This is a genomic window from Bartonella sp. AP58NXGY (genome assembly GCF_042195785.1).
In the GTDB taxonomy this organism is placed as follows: Bacteria; Pseudomonadota; Alphaproteobacteria; order Rhizobiales; family Rhizobiaceae; genus Bartonella.
This window is the reverse complement of the sequence record NZ_JBHIOY010000002.1, coordinates 162240-176686: the sequence shown is the minus strand read 5'-3', so window position 1 is coordinate 176686 and position 14447 is coordinate 162240. Positions and strand designations below refer to the sequence as shown.

At 38.4% G+C, this 14447-nt stretch carries 11 protein-coding genes, 1 tRNA gene and 5 pseudogenes; 10 read left to right on the top strand and 7 right to left on the bottom strand.

Annotated features, from left to right (window positions below; all coding sequences use genetic code 11):
• Nucleotides 1-1214: 1214 nt before the first annotated feature.
• The gene (locus ACFINC_RS02095) at nucleotides 1215-1382 is read right to left on the bottom strand and encodes a hypothetical protein (RefSeq protein WP_375615877.1); all 168 of its coding nucleotides are present in this window, start codon (nucleotides 1380-1382) and stop codon (nucleotides 1215-1217) included.
• A gap of 749 nt (nucleotides 1383-2131) precedes the next feature.
• Here ACFINC_RS02095 and ACFINC_RS02090 point away from each other — a divergent pair.
• Complete coding sequence (locus ACFINC_RS02090) at nucleotides 2132-3022, top strand: outer membrane protein (RefSeq protein ID WP_375615876.1); 891 nt, start codon at nucleotides 2132-2134, stop codon at nucleotides 3020-3022.
• A 2194-nt stretch (nucleotides 3023-5216) separates the two neighbouring features.
• On the opposite strand, the gene ACFINC_RS02085 is transcribed toward ACFINC_RS02090, so the two are convergent.
• Nucleotides 5217-5301, bottom strand: a tRNA-Leu gene (locus ACFINC_RS02085).
• Nucleotides 5302-5493: 192 nt separating this feature from the next.
• On the opposite strand from ACFINC_RS02085, the gene ACFINC_RS02080 reads away from it, so the two are divergent.
• Both ACFINC_RS02080 and ACFINC_RS02075 read left to right on the top strand, forming a co-directional pair.
• Nucleotides 5494-6099, top strand: a complete 606-nt coding sequence (locus ACFINC_RS02080) for a YqaA family protein (RefSeq protein ID WP_375615875.1) — start codon at nucleotides 5494-5496, stop codon at nucleotides 6097-6099.
• 12 nt (nucleotides 6100-6111) lie between these two features.
• Nucleotides 6112-6684, top strand: coding sequence for a disulfide bond formation protein B (locus ACFINC_RS02075; RefSeq protein ID WP_375615874.1), 573 nt, complete (start codon nucleotides 6112-6114; stop codon nucleotides 6682-6684).
• A gap of 318 nt (nucleotides 6685-7002) precedes the next feature.
• Here ACFINC_RS02075 and ACFINC_RS02070 read toward each other — a convergent pair whose 3' ends face one another.
• The 3 genes and pseudogenes from ACFINC_RS02070 to ACFINC_RS02060 all read right to left on the bottom strand — a co-directional run.
• The gene (locus ACFINC_RS02070; protein ID WP_375615873.1) at nucleotides 7003-7203 is read right to left on the bottom strand and encodes a hypothetical protein; all 201 of its coding nucleotides are present in this window, start codon (nucleotides 7201-7203) and stop codon (nucleotides 7003-7005) included.
• A gap of 292 nt (nucleotides 7204-7495) precedes the next feature.
• Complete coding sequence (locus ACFINC_RS02065) at nucleotides 7496-8137, bottom strand: hypothetical protein (protein ID WP_375615872.1); 642 nt, start codon at nucleotides 8135-8137, stop codon at nucleotides 7496-7498.
• A 566-nt stretch (nucleotides 8138-8703) separates the two neighbouring features.
• Nucleotides 8704-8807 (bottom strand): annotated as a pseudogene (locus ACFINC_RS02060) (DUF4102 domain-containing protein); the annotation flags it as partial.
• Nucleotides 8808-9478: 671 nt separating this feature from the next.
• Here ACFINC_RS02060 and ACFINC_RS02055 point away from each other — a divergent pair.
• Nucleotides 9479-10288, top strand: coding sequence for a VIT1/CCC1 transporter family protein (locus tag ACFINC_RS02055; protein ID WP_375615871.1), 810 nt, complete (start codon nucleotides 9479-9481; stop codon nucleotides 10286-10288).
• A gap of 252 nt (nucleotides 10289-10540) precedes the next feature.
• Nucleotides 10541-10731 (top strand): annotated as a pseudogene (locus ACFINC_RS02050) (hypothetical protein); the annotation flags it as partial.
• On the opposite strand, the pseudogene ACFINC_RS02045 reads toward ACFINC_RS02050, so the two are convergent.
• Nucleotides 10723-11216 (bottom strand): annotated as a pseudogene (locus ACFINC_RS02045) (integrase arm-type DNA-binding domain-containing protein); the annotation flags it as partial. The pseudogenes ACFINC_RS02050 and ACFINC_RS02045 sit on opposite strands and share 9 nt — an antisense overlap.
• Nucleotides 11217-11402: 186 nt before the next feature.
• On the opposite strand from ACFINC_RS02045, the pseudogene ACFINC_RS02040 reads away from it, so the two are divergent.
• The 5 genes and pseudogenes from ACFINC_RS02040 to ACFINC_RS02020 form a co-directional block, all read left to right on the top strand.
• A pseudogene (locus ACFINC_RS02040) lies at nucleotides 11403-11522 on the top strand (integrase); the annotation flags it as partial.
• Between the two features lie 161 nt (nucleotides 11523-11683).
• On the top strand, nucleotides 11684-11923 hold the full coding sequence (locus tag ACFINC_RS02035) for a hypothetical protein (protein ID WP_375615870.1): 240 nt from the start codon (nucleotides 11684-11686) through the stop codon (nucleotides 11921-11923).
• A gap of 45 nt (nucleotides 11924-11968) precedes the next feature.
• The gene (gene dut / locus ACFINC_RS02030; RefSeq protein ID WP_375615869.1) at nucleotides 11969-12511 is read left to right on the top strand and encodes a dUTP diphosphatase; all 543 of its coding nucleotides are present in this window, start codon (nucleotides 11969-11971) and stop codon (nucleotides 12509-12511) included.
• Entirely contained in the window at nucleotides 12489-12869 is a 381-nt protein-coding gene (locus ACFINC_RS02025; RefSeq protein WP_375615868.1) for a hypothetical protein, read from the top strand. The genes dut and ACFINC_RS02025 overlap by 23 nt, the downstream gene beginning before the upstream one ends.
• 77 nt (nucleotides 12870-12946) lie before the next feature.
• Nucleotides 12947-13279 carry a hypothetical protein gene (locus tag ACFINC_RS02020; protein WP_375615987.1) on the top strand — a complete coding sequence of 111 codons (333 nt, stop codon included), beginning with the start codon at nucleotides 12947-12949 and terminating at the stop codon, nucleotides 13277-13279.
• 987 nt (nucleotides 13280-14266) lie between these two features.
• Here ACFINC_RS02020 and ACFINC_RS02015 read toward each other — a convergent pair.
• A pseudogene (locus ACFINC_RS02015) lies at nucleotides 14267-14447 on the bottom strand (hypothetical protein); the annotation flags it as partial.

The window sequence follows — 14447 nt, the reverse complement described above, 5'->3', positions numbered from 1 at the left end:
TTTTCTCTACTGTTGCAGCTTATATACCAAAGAGGATGAGTGTATTGCATATCCCTTTTTGGATCATCTCTGTAATGGAAATACAGCCTCATTTGCAGAGAATATAAAGCCGTAAGGTAAAACCAATCTCCAGCTTTGCATCCTTTAATGTAGCTTTGAAACAAAGATTAAAGTGGTTTGAGGGTTTTCTCTACTGTTGCAGCTTATATACCAAAGAGGATGAGTGTATTGCATATCCCTTTTTGGATCATCTCTGTAATGAAAATACAGCCTCATTTGCAAAGAATGTAAAGCCGTAAGGTAAAACCAATCTCCAGCTTTGCATCCTTTAATTTAGCCTTACAACTTTCAAAAACGTCAAGAGCAATATCTTTTAACGAATAGAGAGGACGCATTGCCTCACGCTTTTATTTTTCACGTTCTTTAATGGAATCACGTCCTTCATGTAAAATAGAACACCCCAAATCAAATATACTTGCGTAGCTAATTTACACGTTTTTTAAAGAAACATATCTCTTGTTCTCAAGCCCATTTCGCGACAGTGTCCGTAAATGATATAGCCTTAAACGCCATTGAACGCCCCCATCTTTACGCTTAGAGCAAACCAGCACCATCAACACAACTTCTACCAACGTCCACGATTGCGTGACACCTCTTGGTATTGGAGACAAGTTCATGGGGGGCTTTTGTCCTTGTCTTATACAGTTTCACTCCACACAGGGCTCTCCCCGCTTGTAACGTGCAAGAGACATGGATTTTGTTTGATACAACAAGCAACAAACTTGAAACGAGAAAACCTTAAGATGTTTAAGGGTCCCATTCACGTTGAAGAGCACTAAATTATCCACTTATAAATCAGTCTATTCTCCCCAAAAGCCCCTATAAAGAAGATGAAAACTTCTTAAGCCTTTCTGTTAAAAAATCGGGATGCAAACACCCCGATTATGATGACTCTACAACATTCATTTTAGGGTCTCATTAGACTCTCATCGCCGTTGCGACTCTTGCCCACGATTGCGTGAAATCCCTTGGTATTGGAGTCATGAGGGGATTTTGTCCTTGTTTTATACAGTTTCACTCCACACAGGACTCTCCCCGCTTGTAACGTGCAAGAGACATAGATTTTGTTTGATGCAACAAGCAACAAACGCGAAAATCTTAAGGCGGTCAAGGTTCTCATACACATTGAAGAGCACTCAATTATCATTGATAAATCAGGATATTGCCAAAAGAAGAACAACTCTTTGAACAGAACTTAATGCACCAAACGGTTTTAACATTGCCTTTGCCGAAACAATCCGCCTACTCTCGGAGGTCTCCTTTAAGACTACTCGCAATAAATTTAAAGCCCCTCCCCCAACATGGAAGCCCTCACGCCTCATGGGAGTCCCACTCCTCATGGAGCTCTCACCCATTTCCACAAAAGCCTGAATAGATGTGCACTAATCTCTTTAAAGCTACCCATGACATTCGGTTTTAGGCTCTGATCCACATTCTAGCTTAGGCAAACAAGAAGGGAGATAATTTATCGTTTTACATGGTGCATAAGAAGCCTGATGATCTTAAGATTCTCCCACTTCTCCCCTTTTTATTCTTGGTATTGCCCCTTACTTGTTCTTCCTATTGTATTGAATCAATCAAGATTATTCGCCAAAATTATTCGCTTGAGCGTCATAAGCGAGAGCGTCATATAAATAAAAACGATTGAAAAAAATAACGTCACGCATTTCTCAAACACCAAGAGCTATCGCAATATTGGAAACTGGCAAAGAATATAACAGCGCTAACATGCATTTTTAATATCACCCATAATGGATATTGCGTCTATCGAATAAATAATAAAAAGTATTTTTATATATAAAATAATGGTTTTTATAACAAACTAAAACATTATTTGCTATAGCATAATGTTTTCTAAAACATAGAGTACAATGAAGGACTATATTAAAAAGCTTGCAAATCAACGCTTCCATAATGAAAACCGCATGAAAAACAAGTTAAAAAAACTTTCAAAGTTACGTAGGCATAAATTTTTAGAGGATTTTATTTTTCATAATGATATTAACTATAGATTTTTTTAACCAATTAATATACAATGTGTTTTGATTTAAAACAAATTGGGGACGTTTTTATGAATACAAAATGTTTAATTACGCTGTCTATTTTCGCTTTCATTACCGCTTCAACAGCGCAAGCAGCAGATACGGTAATCTTTAAGCAACCAAAATCGAATGTTTCATCGTCAAACGTTTTATCGCCACGTATCTCACCGGTTACTGTCTCTGCGCCTTTTTCTTGGTCTGGTTTTTATTTAGGAGGACAAATTGGATATTTTTCCAGTCAAAACACTCTAAATTACGCACAAGAATCCAGAGAGGGGAAATGGGCTTGGGTTGATAGAGGCTTATCTCCCAAACCATCAGGATTGAGAGCAGGTTTGTATGCAGGCTCTAATATTGATCTGGGAAATAACCTTATTTTCAGTTTTGATACGGACATGGTCTGGTCTGGGAGAAAAGACACCCAAACAGGCAATGAAAAGAGAATTCTAGATGAATTAGACACGATTAACGTTGCCTTTAAAAAAGCTGGGATTCCTATTATAAAACCTGCAGCCCAAGATGAAACGATACCCAACTATGGTGACATTGTTGTAAGCAGTGTAACATTGAAAGAAAAATGGGCTGGCGCCGCACGCGCGCGTATTGGTTTTGCTTCCCATCGTCTTATGCCTTATATTGCAGGGGGTATCGCCTACACACAGATGCAATATATCATGTCACTGTTAACAAAATCGCAAGAAGATTCGACAGTATTTGCTTCTGGCAATGTATTAGATGAGACAAAAATCATGGTTGGTTACACTATTGGTGGTGGTTTTGATCTTGCAATGACAGATAACATCGTCATGCGTACAGAATATCGCTATTCAGATTTTTTTAAACAGAAATTTGCCGACGATAAACTTAAAATCGCCTCAAAAACACATGATTTTCGCCTTGGCATTGCTTATAAATTCTAATATCTTGTAAAAATTGAACTGTTAAAAAACCCTGTTAAAAACAGGGTTTTTTTATAGCGCCTTTTCCCTTAGAAAGACGAAGATTTTTGAAACCAGTGCTAAACTTCAAACAAATGGTTACGAAACAATCCAACTTTTCTTAAAGCAAGCTCCCATCCTTTGAACCTTTCATGGTATGCATTTGGAATATAATAGCTACAACACATTGGTTTATAAAAATAATTTAGAATCATTCACCTTGAATGGGAGTCCCGAATAACGTAAGATTCTCTTATTTCAAATCTATTCTTGTTCACTCAAACAAAATCATGTCGCGTACACGTTATAATCGGGGAGAGCCTGTATGGAGTGAATGTGTACAAGAAAGAATTTAAAGAGCCTCTCATGAACCATCTCAAGGACCAAGAGCTATAAAGAAACCTAAAGTGCTAAGAGCCTGTTGCAATACCCACGAGCGAGCACAAAGTGTGTGATAGTGCCGGCTTGCTTCTTCTTAAAGCTTTTATACACTTCACGAGTGTTTTAACATCTTACAATTGGGCGCCATCGTAAAATGAATGAGAGCACTTATAAGAGATATTTCTTTAAAATAAATACGGATACAGCGCATTAATGACAGCTTCATATGATGATAACATAACAACAGCATAAAATAGGAGATTGTTTCATAGGTTAAATTTTCAACCTTCTCTTCACGTCTAAAAAGGAAAGCGTTCTCTTTACCCCATAAACAATCCAGTTGTTTTGAATAGTAACACCCCGAACCACTTCTCGCACTTAACTTCATAAGACAACCAAACAAGATAACAAATCCATCCTTGGAGATTTTATCCAATCCGCTTTCCACTTATATCTTCACACTTTGCATATTTGTACACTCTTGTAAGAAAAAACTCTGTTGTCAAAGACAACCGTTCAGTAAAAGAAAAGATGACAATCCTTTGAATAGCGCAAATAAGGAACATAATCTCCTCTTCACATCTGAAAGCTTCCCTCACTAACCTATAAATAATCCGATTTTTTCGGTGTAAATTCATCGACTTCCTGCTTATAGGATTCACTTTATATAGGGTCATGAGAATTCACTTGCCTCCCTCTTCAAAGGATAAAAAATCCAAAACCCACACCAGTCTGTAAACAGGTCGTATTCTTAATAGAGTCTAGTTTCTCTTGGCTTGCTATTCATGTGATGAACATGCATCAAGCGCTATGGGCAAGCCCTTTCCCGAAATATCCAATGCCTCTTAAAAAACGCTTTAACGTTTTAAGGAGGTTGTATTATAATAACACTTCAAATGAAGTGTCTTTATGCAGCGCATCAAAAAAATAACACCAACATCATTGTAAACAATCATAGACATGACAACAGCAACCAGCAAAGCATCCTTCAAGAACAAACTCTATTCTATTTTCCCATAAGCTGTAGTCCTATTAAAAGTTCTCACTCATCGATAGCACCAAGCAGATTCATATATAATTATTTTAAAAATAACCTTATCTTTTTACATCTTGCCCTCTTCCTCACACCTCAAAGGAGGAAGATTCCTACCAGCCACTGGTCTGTCAACAGTCTAGCTTTTCACGGGTAGGTTCCACCTGCTGACCCCTCATGCGGTCCACTTCATAAGTGCAACAAACAAGCCCTGCCCTGAATACGGATCACGATATTTAAAAACACTTAATAATATGGAAAACTTTTCATGCCTTATATCAATGCTCTCAACAACGCTGTTTTACAGCATAATAGAATACCGTCATTTGATGATATAAGTACTCTACCCCTGCAATGTCCAGCAGATGTGCCCCACTGAAAAGAGCTGTATCATTTACAAACAAGCACGGGTTTTAGAATTTTCATCCCTTAGAGCGAAAAAAGCCAAATCCAAAGATGAGGTTACTCTCATACAATTTCAAATGTCATAACAGATAAAGGAAAGTATTCATGCGGTCGAGATAAGCCACACAAGTCCAGCTCCATCCGCATATTTACCTTTAGGCAAATTTTTTTTACAGAGAAAGCCGCAAATCTATTACGTATTCTTGTTTTCCTAATCACTTTTTAAACCACCTTTTGAATTGCGCTTTTGACAGATTCATCAGATATCAAGGTCGTATATAAAAGACAATTAATTAAATAAAAACAATACAATAAGATAAACAACGATATCAAGTGATAGTGTAGAAAATCTATAAGTGGTGCGGGTGGTCGGACTCGAACCGACACTCCTTTCGGAACCAGATTTTGAGTCTGGCGCGTCTACCAGTTCCACCACACCCGCACATTACTATAAAAGACAGACTTGTCGATTACCCTTTTGCACTATATGAAGAAGAACAGATTCGTCAACAGAAGACTTCTCATTTTTTTAGAATTCATATCATTTTTTATTTGTTTTATGAAATATTGTCTCTACCGGATTTATAGAAACCTCATTTGTAAAGTCTTTACCTCTTAATTTTATAAAAAACACATGATATTAAACAAATTAAAGCTTTGGACGATTTCTTTAGCAAATCGGCGTACAGCACCACACTGGCTTGGTTTCATTGCCTTTATTGAAAGTTCTGTTTTTCCAATCCCCATAGATGTTTTATATATTCCAATGCTCCTTATCCATCAAAAGCGGGTTTATCACTATGCTTTTCTTGCGACGATCTGTTCTGTTTTAGGAGGAATTGCCGGTTGGTTTATAGGACATTTTGCCTATGACACCCTTGCCAAACCTATTTTAGAATTTTACGGTAAAGTTGAAAGTTTTGAATCTCTAAAAAACAATGCAACCCTACAATTTCTCATTATTTTACTGATCACATCAGGTTTTTTACATCTTCCCCCCATCAAGATTGTCACAATTTTGGCTGGTGTTATGAGTGTGCGTCTTGAATTTTTCATTCTTATTTGTATTTTTTCCAGAGGCGCTCGATTTTATCTTCTCGCGTGGCTTATGAAACATTTTGGGCAAAAAGCAATGAATTTTTTAGCACAGCATTTCAAATGGATTATTCTCATTGGTTTTGTTAGTCTCCTTTTAATTTATGGGGTTTTCATCGCTTTTTTTAATAAGCAGCTTTTATAAGGAACAGACTTAATGGCATGCGTTTTGTCTTCTCACCCACTTTTACACAAGCACCTTCATATTGAACCCAGCAGAAAAGAACAATGTTTCTGGGCTTTTTTTCTCACTCTTTGCTTGTCCACCACAATAGGTCTCGCCCTTAGTTTTGAATATCTTGGCGGCTATCTTCCTTGCGATTTATGTCTCATAGAGCGTTTTCCCTATTACGGTGCCATACCATTTTTGCTCTTAGCGGGTTTTGGGGCATATTTTTTTCGCCTGTCTTCTTGGATACAACTTTTATTTTTATGTGTTTTCATCTTAATGAGCATCAGCCTTGTTTTAGCTGTTTATCATGCAGGTGTTGAATATGGCTTTTGGGAAGCGCCCCTCAGTTGTGGTTCAAACGCAATGAGAAAAACCTCAGACGTTAACCAGCTGCTTAACCAATTAAACAACATTCATCCTCCTTCTTGTTCTGAAGCATCCGTACGCTTTCTTTTTCTCTCATTTGCCGGTTGGAATGTCGTCTCAAGCCTATTTTTCTCCCTTATAAGCTTCTATATCGCTTCAAAAGGAATTTTTTCAGTCCATAAAAAGCCATAACTTTAAAAAAGCACATCCGCCTGTATTGTTTTGCAAAAAGTTTCTACGAAAAGCAAAAACCTTCACACCTTTTGAGAAAAAACTATGACAAGCAGAAAAATTCTCGATAAATGGGAATATTTCTCATAAAGCAGAAATGCTCCCGTATATAATATAGGCTTCACATAGGCTATAAGCTTCACATTAACAAAAAAACTATGCCAAACGATTGAATTAATTTTCTTTACTGCCAAATTTCTGATGCTCTCACTGCCTCTTTTTTTGCACCCCATATCAATAACCTCTTTTTTGCAATCCATAAGAGATGACAAGATTTCTTTATGGAGAGCGCACATGACGCTCAGCTTTGACCTTTTCCATAACAAGGGTAAGTTCAAACTTTAACCAACACGATAATAGACCTATTCTAAACGATTTACGCACCACCTCATCAGCAACAGGCTGCTCCAATATCGGTGCACTTACTTGAGAATTTTTTGCACTTCCACGCACCGTAAAAAAAGAAAGTCTTTTTTTCATATTTAACTCCATTTCAGTTGATTTGGATTTTAAAAGTGCCCAAAAAAATCAAACAAAAATAGAGAGGTAAGTTACGAAAACTACAGGGTAAATTTTACTGCCCCAAAATATCTATTTTCCCCCGCCTGAACAGTCAGAGGAACACTATAAAAATTATTTTCATTGAAAAACAATTACTTATAATCTAGGGAAGAAAAGTAAAAATCTCCCCCAGAAAAAGAGATTACCTTCAAAATTATCAAAAAAAGCAGCACAATTTTAGTGATTTTTTTGTTTTTTTCTTTTGATAAAATTAATTGGCAGGTGTCTTAGGCGCCCCTCCGGTAGGTTCCCAATTCGCAATACTTGCAAGCTGCTCAATAACATCCTCTTTTAACTTACCATTTTTCTTATTGCGTAAATCATATTGATCAGCATTCTGTTGCAGCCACTTTATAAGCGTTCCTTTAACAGTTTTACCACCCTCAGCCTCACTCACCGCTTCCCATGCCGCAACAATAGCAGCAAGCTTTGGAGCATAACGTGGATGCGTTGGATCTTGAAACGCATAATATTTCTGATCCTTAGTCTCAGCAGAATCATCCTCAGGAAAAAAAAACGCAGGACGCAGACCACGCGACGAAAGCCATTCTTTTAAATCATCAACGAGAACATATGAGGAATATGTCTCTATATAATTAGAAAAACTCGACCATTCTATCTTTAATTGATCGTCTTTTCCTGCCTGAACTATGGCATTATAAGCTCCTCGGAAACAAGCAGTTTTCTCTGATGATACGGAAAGGTTATCTTCGTAAATATCACTCTTTTCTGGTTCCATTTCATCGTGAAACAAACACTTTCCTGGATTTAATCCAACTATTAAAAGCGCTGCCTGCGGTATTGTTAGTTTGTGCAAACCCAAAAACCATTCTAAACTATCATCAATGTCCATAGAGTTCCTCTTTTTTCTGCACAATTTCGCTCTTTTTTAAAAACATCAAAAACGTTTGTTAACGCGTAGAGATTATGCACTTCTCACATTTCAATTCATCCCATACTTTAAATAAAAACACAGCACCCACACTCCTCCTTGTGATACACAAGAAAATGATTTGAATTGATTTAAGATAAGAAGTTTTGAAGTGAGAGAATTTTACTGAATTTTGGGCTTTCATGCAAGATATCAGGCAAGTTACAAGGCGATAAATGCCCCTTCATAAAGCATAAATTTTTATGCGTGATCAAACAATTTGATATGATAATATCTCTGTCATTTATGCACTCCCACCTTTATCTGTCCCTGCAATTACAGCACAAAAGATAATTCGTTACACGCTAACAAATCCACCTAAATGCAAAAGCTGTAACAACGCTAAAATGCGCGTAAATATCATAAGAATACTGTCTTACACCTCCACAAGCGGAATGATTGGCGTAAAACTGTACAATAAAATGCCATGCCTATAATGAACCGTTCTAAAAGCTGTCGCAACACTGGGAGCTAAGGTGTATGACGATGCCGGCTTGCTCTTTATGAAGTAACAAGCCAGCACTATCATTATATTTGCCAGCCCCCAATGTTGCGACAGCCCTTGGCTCTTAAGACGGTTCATAAGAGTCATTTTTAGTTCTTTCTTCTATAGTTTTTACCCACACGCCAACCCCGCTTGTAACGTGCAAGCAAGTGACTTTGATTGATTCAAGATAAGCAGATTTGAAATGAGAGAATCCCACATTATTCGGGAGGCTAATTCAATATGAATAACGCTAGATTATCATTATAAATCAATATCTTTTATGCAGCGTAAAGATGGAAAGACTCAATGGAGTTTATATTATTTAGTGTATATTATTGTATGAAGGCTTTACTGTTTTACTCTTTTATACTCTTCACGAACGTCCTCATGAAATAGGCATTTGTTCCTTGAAAAAAGTCTCTTTTAAAGAATTATCTCAAATTCCAAAGATTATCATCGTCTTTTGAATCCGTCAAATGAATGATAGTGCCCGCTTATTTCCATATATTTTCTAGCACACTACAGTGGAACGCTCCATTGAAAACGTCCCTTTAGCATAATAAAGCATATTTTCTCTCAATGCTTTCACGCCCCCCTCTCGACCCCACTTAATAAATCTTCCTGTACTTGAATTTATTTGCCAGCTTACTTTCATAGCACCCCAGCATTTTTTTACTGCAACCTTTTTGCAATTTTTCAGTTTTGAACTTTTAGATTGACTTTCGGTTTATTTTTCTTATGTTTTAGAATTATTCTAAAGTGCAAAGGAACAGAAAATGTTGAAATCGTTTTTTTCATTTGTACAACGTAAAGCTCTGTTCTTTCGTTCAGCACAAACAATGATGATTCGCGCACTCAAAGCAAAAGAGCAGCATGCGGCGCTCTATTTAAAATATGCAAAAGCTCTCGAACCTTATTCCTCTAGGGAAGCCGCGATTTTTACCGCCATGGGGCTTCAAGAGCTTAAAAATTATAAGCAACTTTTGTGCCTTTCTTGCCATAATCGTGCAAACACTATCGGTTCATTATGTGACAAAACTTCTCTTGTGAAAGGCAAGAGCCGCCATTCCTCCTCAAAAACAACAGCGGCAAATCACACCATAAAAAAGCCTACAAAAACGCAAAGACAAACACTTTTGACGTGGATTCAACCAGGTCTTGCAGGGTTAATGGATGGCTCTGTTTCCACCCTTGCCCCCATTTTTGCCGCAGCTTTTGCCACGGGAGACACGCATCAAACTTTTTTGATAGGGCTCTCAGCTTCAATTGGTGCGGGACTTTCGATGGGTTTCACAGAAGCAGCCCATGATGACGGCAAATTATCAGGACGTGGTTCGCCATTAAAAAGAGGCCTTGCCAGCGGCATTATGACCACATTAGGAGGATTAGGCCATACCCTTCCCTATTTAATCAATTCTTTTTATGTAGCGACGATTATTGCCTTTATCATTGTTTTTTTCGAACTAGGCGCCATCGTCTGGATTCAGAACAGATTCATGTCGACTCCCTTTTGGCGCGCTTCTTTACAGGTCATCATTGGAGGTGCCTTGGTTTTTGCCACGGGTATTCTTATCGGCAGTATCTAAGAAATCCTATCCACAATCCATGATTTAGATCTCTAACGTGTCGTTCCTTTTAGAAATAACATATTGATTTATAATGATAAATAATCATTTCAACTTGAATCATAACTCCAAATAGAATAAGATTTTCTCATTCCAAAACCCTCTCATATTGAATCAATTAATATCACTTGCTTGCACGTCAAAAGCGAAAAGCGGAGCTAGCGTGGGGGTAAAAATAAGGAAAAAAAAGAGTAAAAATTCCTCCTATGAACCATCTTAAGAGCTAAGAGCTGTCGGCAACACCCACGAGCTAGCAAAGTGTATGATGGTGCCGGCTTGCTCCTTCACAAACGTAAAGATGGAGGTGCTCAATGACTTTATCGTTATGCCATTGTTATACCATTCATGGGCACCGTCGTGAAATGGGCTTGGGTGCATTAAGGGATGTCTCTTTAAGCAGTTCCAGTTTTTGTATGCCAAATAGGAGCAAGGATATCGCGTATCTCTGTTTGTTTAATCTCTGAAATGGGAAAACAGCCTAATTTAGGGAGAATGTAAAGCCGCAAAGGCGCAAACCAGCTACCATCTTTACCATCATTCTTTAGTTCGGCTTTACCACTTTCAAAAGCATTTAAAGCAATGTCTTTTAAATAATGGAGATTGCTTATTGCTTCACGTTTTTGTTTTTCACATTCTTTAATGGGGTCACGCCCCTCATGTAAAACAGAACGCCATTGATTTGCACATTCACGTACTTTTTTTAAGAAACGTTTCGCAACGCACCCAAGCCCATTTCACGACGGCGTCCGTGAATGGTATAACGATAAAGCCATTGAGCACCACCATCTTTACGCTTATGAAGGAGCAAGCAAGGCACCATCACACACTTTTCCAGCTCGTAGATGTTGCGACACAGATCTTGGCTCTTAAGACGGTTCATAAGAGCCATTTTTAATCCTTTCTTCTACAGTTTTTACCCACACGCCAACCCCGCTTATGATGTGCAAGCAAGTGATTTTGATTGATTCAACATACACAGATTTGAAATGAGAGAATCTTTCGATATTCGGAGTTTTAACTCAATATGAATAAAGATAAATTATCATTATAAATCAATGTGTTGCCTTATAGAGCTCTTAATCTTTGTCTCAAACATGTGGCTGCCTTAGAGTTGGATGTTGATTTACAGGCAACAACAAAAGCACGCGCTCTTTTAGGCAAACAACGCCATAAAACGCAAAACTTTCCAGCAATAGGTTGAAGAGATATACCAGCACCATCACACACTTTGCTAACCCTGAATATTACGAACAAAAGCTTTTGCCCCTTGAGATGATTCATGAGAGGCATTTTTAGTCCTTATCTCATATAAATTCACTCCACACGGGCTCTCTCAGCGTGTAACGCGCAAGCGACATGGTTTTGATTGCTTCAAAAAAAGAGAAATTTACAAATATTCGCGACTCTCATTCAACATACAAAAATAGTGAATTATCATTATTAATCAATATATTGCCATTCTTTGGAATTCTGTTGATAGTATTTTGGGATAATGCTGTAGAGTATTCTAGATTAGCAAGAGATGATAACCAAGCTCTGGGGACAACCTCCATAAACAAACCTTTATCGACTTGTTTTATGGGTATCTTTTGTTAAAGTATCATTTTCTTCTAGACCTCATATTTTGGAAATGCCTTGATCATGCCGCACACTAAAACCAACGCACCTCTCAACAACCAAGAAAATCCTGTTTCTTCTCAACCTTCACACCCTGTAACTTTATTCGTTGAACGTCTTGCACATGGACAAGGTTTAGAACTTCCTCATTATGCGACAGCTGGTTCTGCTGGCCTTGATCTACGCGCCGCCATTGGAGAAGAAGAAACGCTCACTCTTGCACCTGGGGAGCGTGCCCTTATTCCAACAGGTCTCATTTTTCATTTATCACTTGGGTTTGAAGCACAAATACGTCCACGCTCTGGCTTAGCCTTAAAGCATGGCATCACTTGCCTCAACACTCCTGGAACAATTGATAGTGACTACCGTGGTGAAGTCAAAGTCCTCCTTATCAATTTGGGACAAGAAAACTTTTCTATCCAACGGGGAATGCGCATAGCGCAAACAGTCATCTCACCGGTTGTTCAAGTCAATGTCTGCGCCATTGAACCAGAACAAAAAGACAGTCCTCAAAGCCATAGTGAAAGCCGTGGAACAGGAGGTTTTGGTTCAACGGGGCACACTTAAGAAGCTTAAAAAACCACTTCTCTTAAAGCAACACACCGCACAATCTGCACCTAAATTACCTTGGGCTTTTAAAGCTCAAGAAAGCGTATATTTACTCCCAAGACTCTTTCATGAAATGCGGCTTCTAAACAAGCATGCTTTCTTCTCTTTTGTCTCTTCTCAGCCTTCATACCCCGTGATGTTATCCGTTCAGCGTCTTGCAGTTGAGACAAGGAAACTTTCTCATTATACAACAACTGGTTCTGCTAGCCTTAATCTACGCGCCGCAATCTACACGCCGCCATTGGAAAAGAAGAAACGCTCACTCTTGCCACCTGAAGAGCGTGCCCTTATTCCAACAGACCTCATCTTTCATTGATTATTTCTTTCATTGACCCCTTGGGCTTTTAAAGCCACACATCCATTCACGCTCTAGCATAAGCCCTAAAGCAGCGCATCACATGCCCCCCTGGAATAATTAACAGTGATGACCACAGCAAAGTCAAAGTCCTTTTCATCAATTGTGGTCAAAAAGACTTTTCCATAAAACGGGGAATGCGCATAGCGCAAACAGTCATCTCACCGGTTATTCAAGTCAATGTCTGCGCCATTGTTTGCCCTCTCCACATCACACACAAACAGCATTTCTCCACCACACCGTTGTTGCTTGCGCTCTACAAAACTTCGTTATCACCGGATATGCTTCCATCCGCTCTCATAACAAAAACATTGGCATTAACTCGAGCTCACACACCGCTTATAATGGATACAATCTCCACATCACAGTGATCTCTCAGATTGACCTCCTCCCCACACCTCAAAGGAGGAAGATTCCTACCAGTCACCGGACAATCAACAGTCCAGCCTCTCTCGGCAGGTTTCACCTGCTGACCATTTACGCGGTTCACTTCATAAGGCGCGATAGACAAGCCCTGCCCTGAATACTTGATCACGATATCTAAAAACACTTAAATATCTAAAGCTTTTCATGCCTTATATCACCGCTCTAAACAACGATGTTTTTATGGCATAAGTGGAAAATTTATTTTTTACACCTTTAATAAAAAATCCAAATACGACAAGTTTCTCTCATTTCAAATCTATTTATATTGAATCAATCAAAACCATATCTGTTGCAAATTACAAGCACAGCTAATGGAGTGGGAAAAACGAAAGAAAAGATTAAAAATGCTTCTTATGAACACAGCGTACGAAACTTGTTGCTTATGAAGAAGCAAACCGGCACCATCATTACATTTGCCAGCTCGTGGATATTTGCGACAGCCCTTGGCACTTGAGACAATTCATAAGAGCCATTTTTAGTCCTTGTCTTATACAGTTTCACTCCACACGGGCTCTCCCCGCTTGTAAAGCAACAGATATGGTTTTGATTGATTCAACATGAAACAGCTTCAAAATGCGAGAATCCTACGATAATCGCAACTCTCACTCAATATACAAACAATGAATTATTATTATAAATCAAAAAGTTGCATCGAAATTAAAGGGGCGATAAAGATGCAAAGAGTATGATGGCACCAACCTAAATCATCTACAAGCAATAATCACCCCTGTTTTTTTATTATTTACCGCACCACTTGAGGCAAGATGAGAACAACTTTTCAATCCCACAAGACTCGATTTACCATATCGAGCCCATGCGTATTTGATTGCATAAATCGATGACAAAACCATAATCAATTTCGCTCTATATCGGCTCTCCACCTTTGATGAAAATACTGTGTTTCCTTCAACAGAAGCTGTACAGTTTTGTTATCATGGGGCAGTAACAGTTTCTATCGTAGAAATGTTAGCGTTTACCGCAGGACTTGTTATTGGAGCATCCATATGATCCACTCCATGACCACCCTCTCCATCTACAGCACTGTCTGTCACTCCTGTTTTTTTATTATTTACCACACCACTTGAGGAAAGATGAGGAGAATTTTGCAATCCT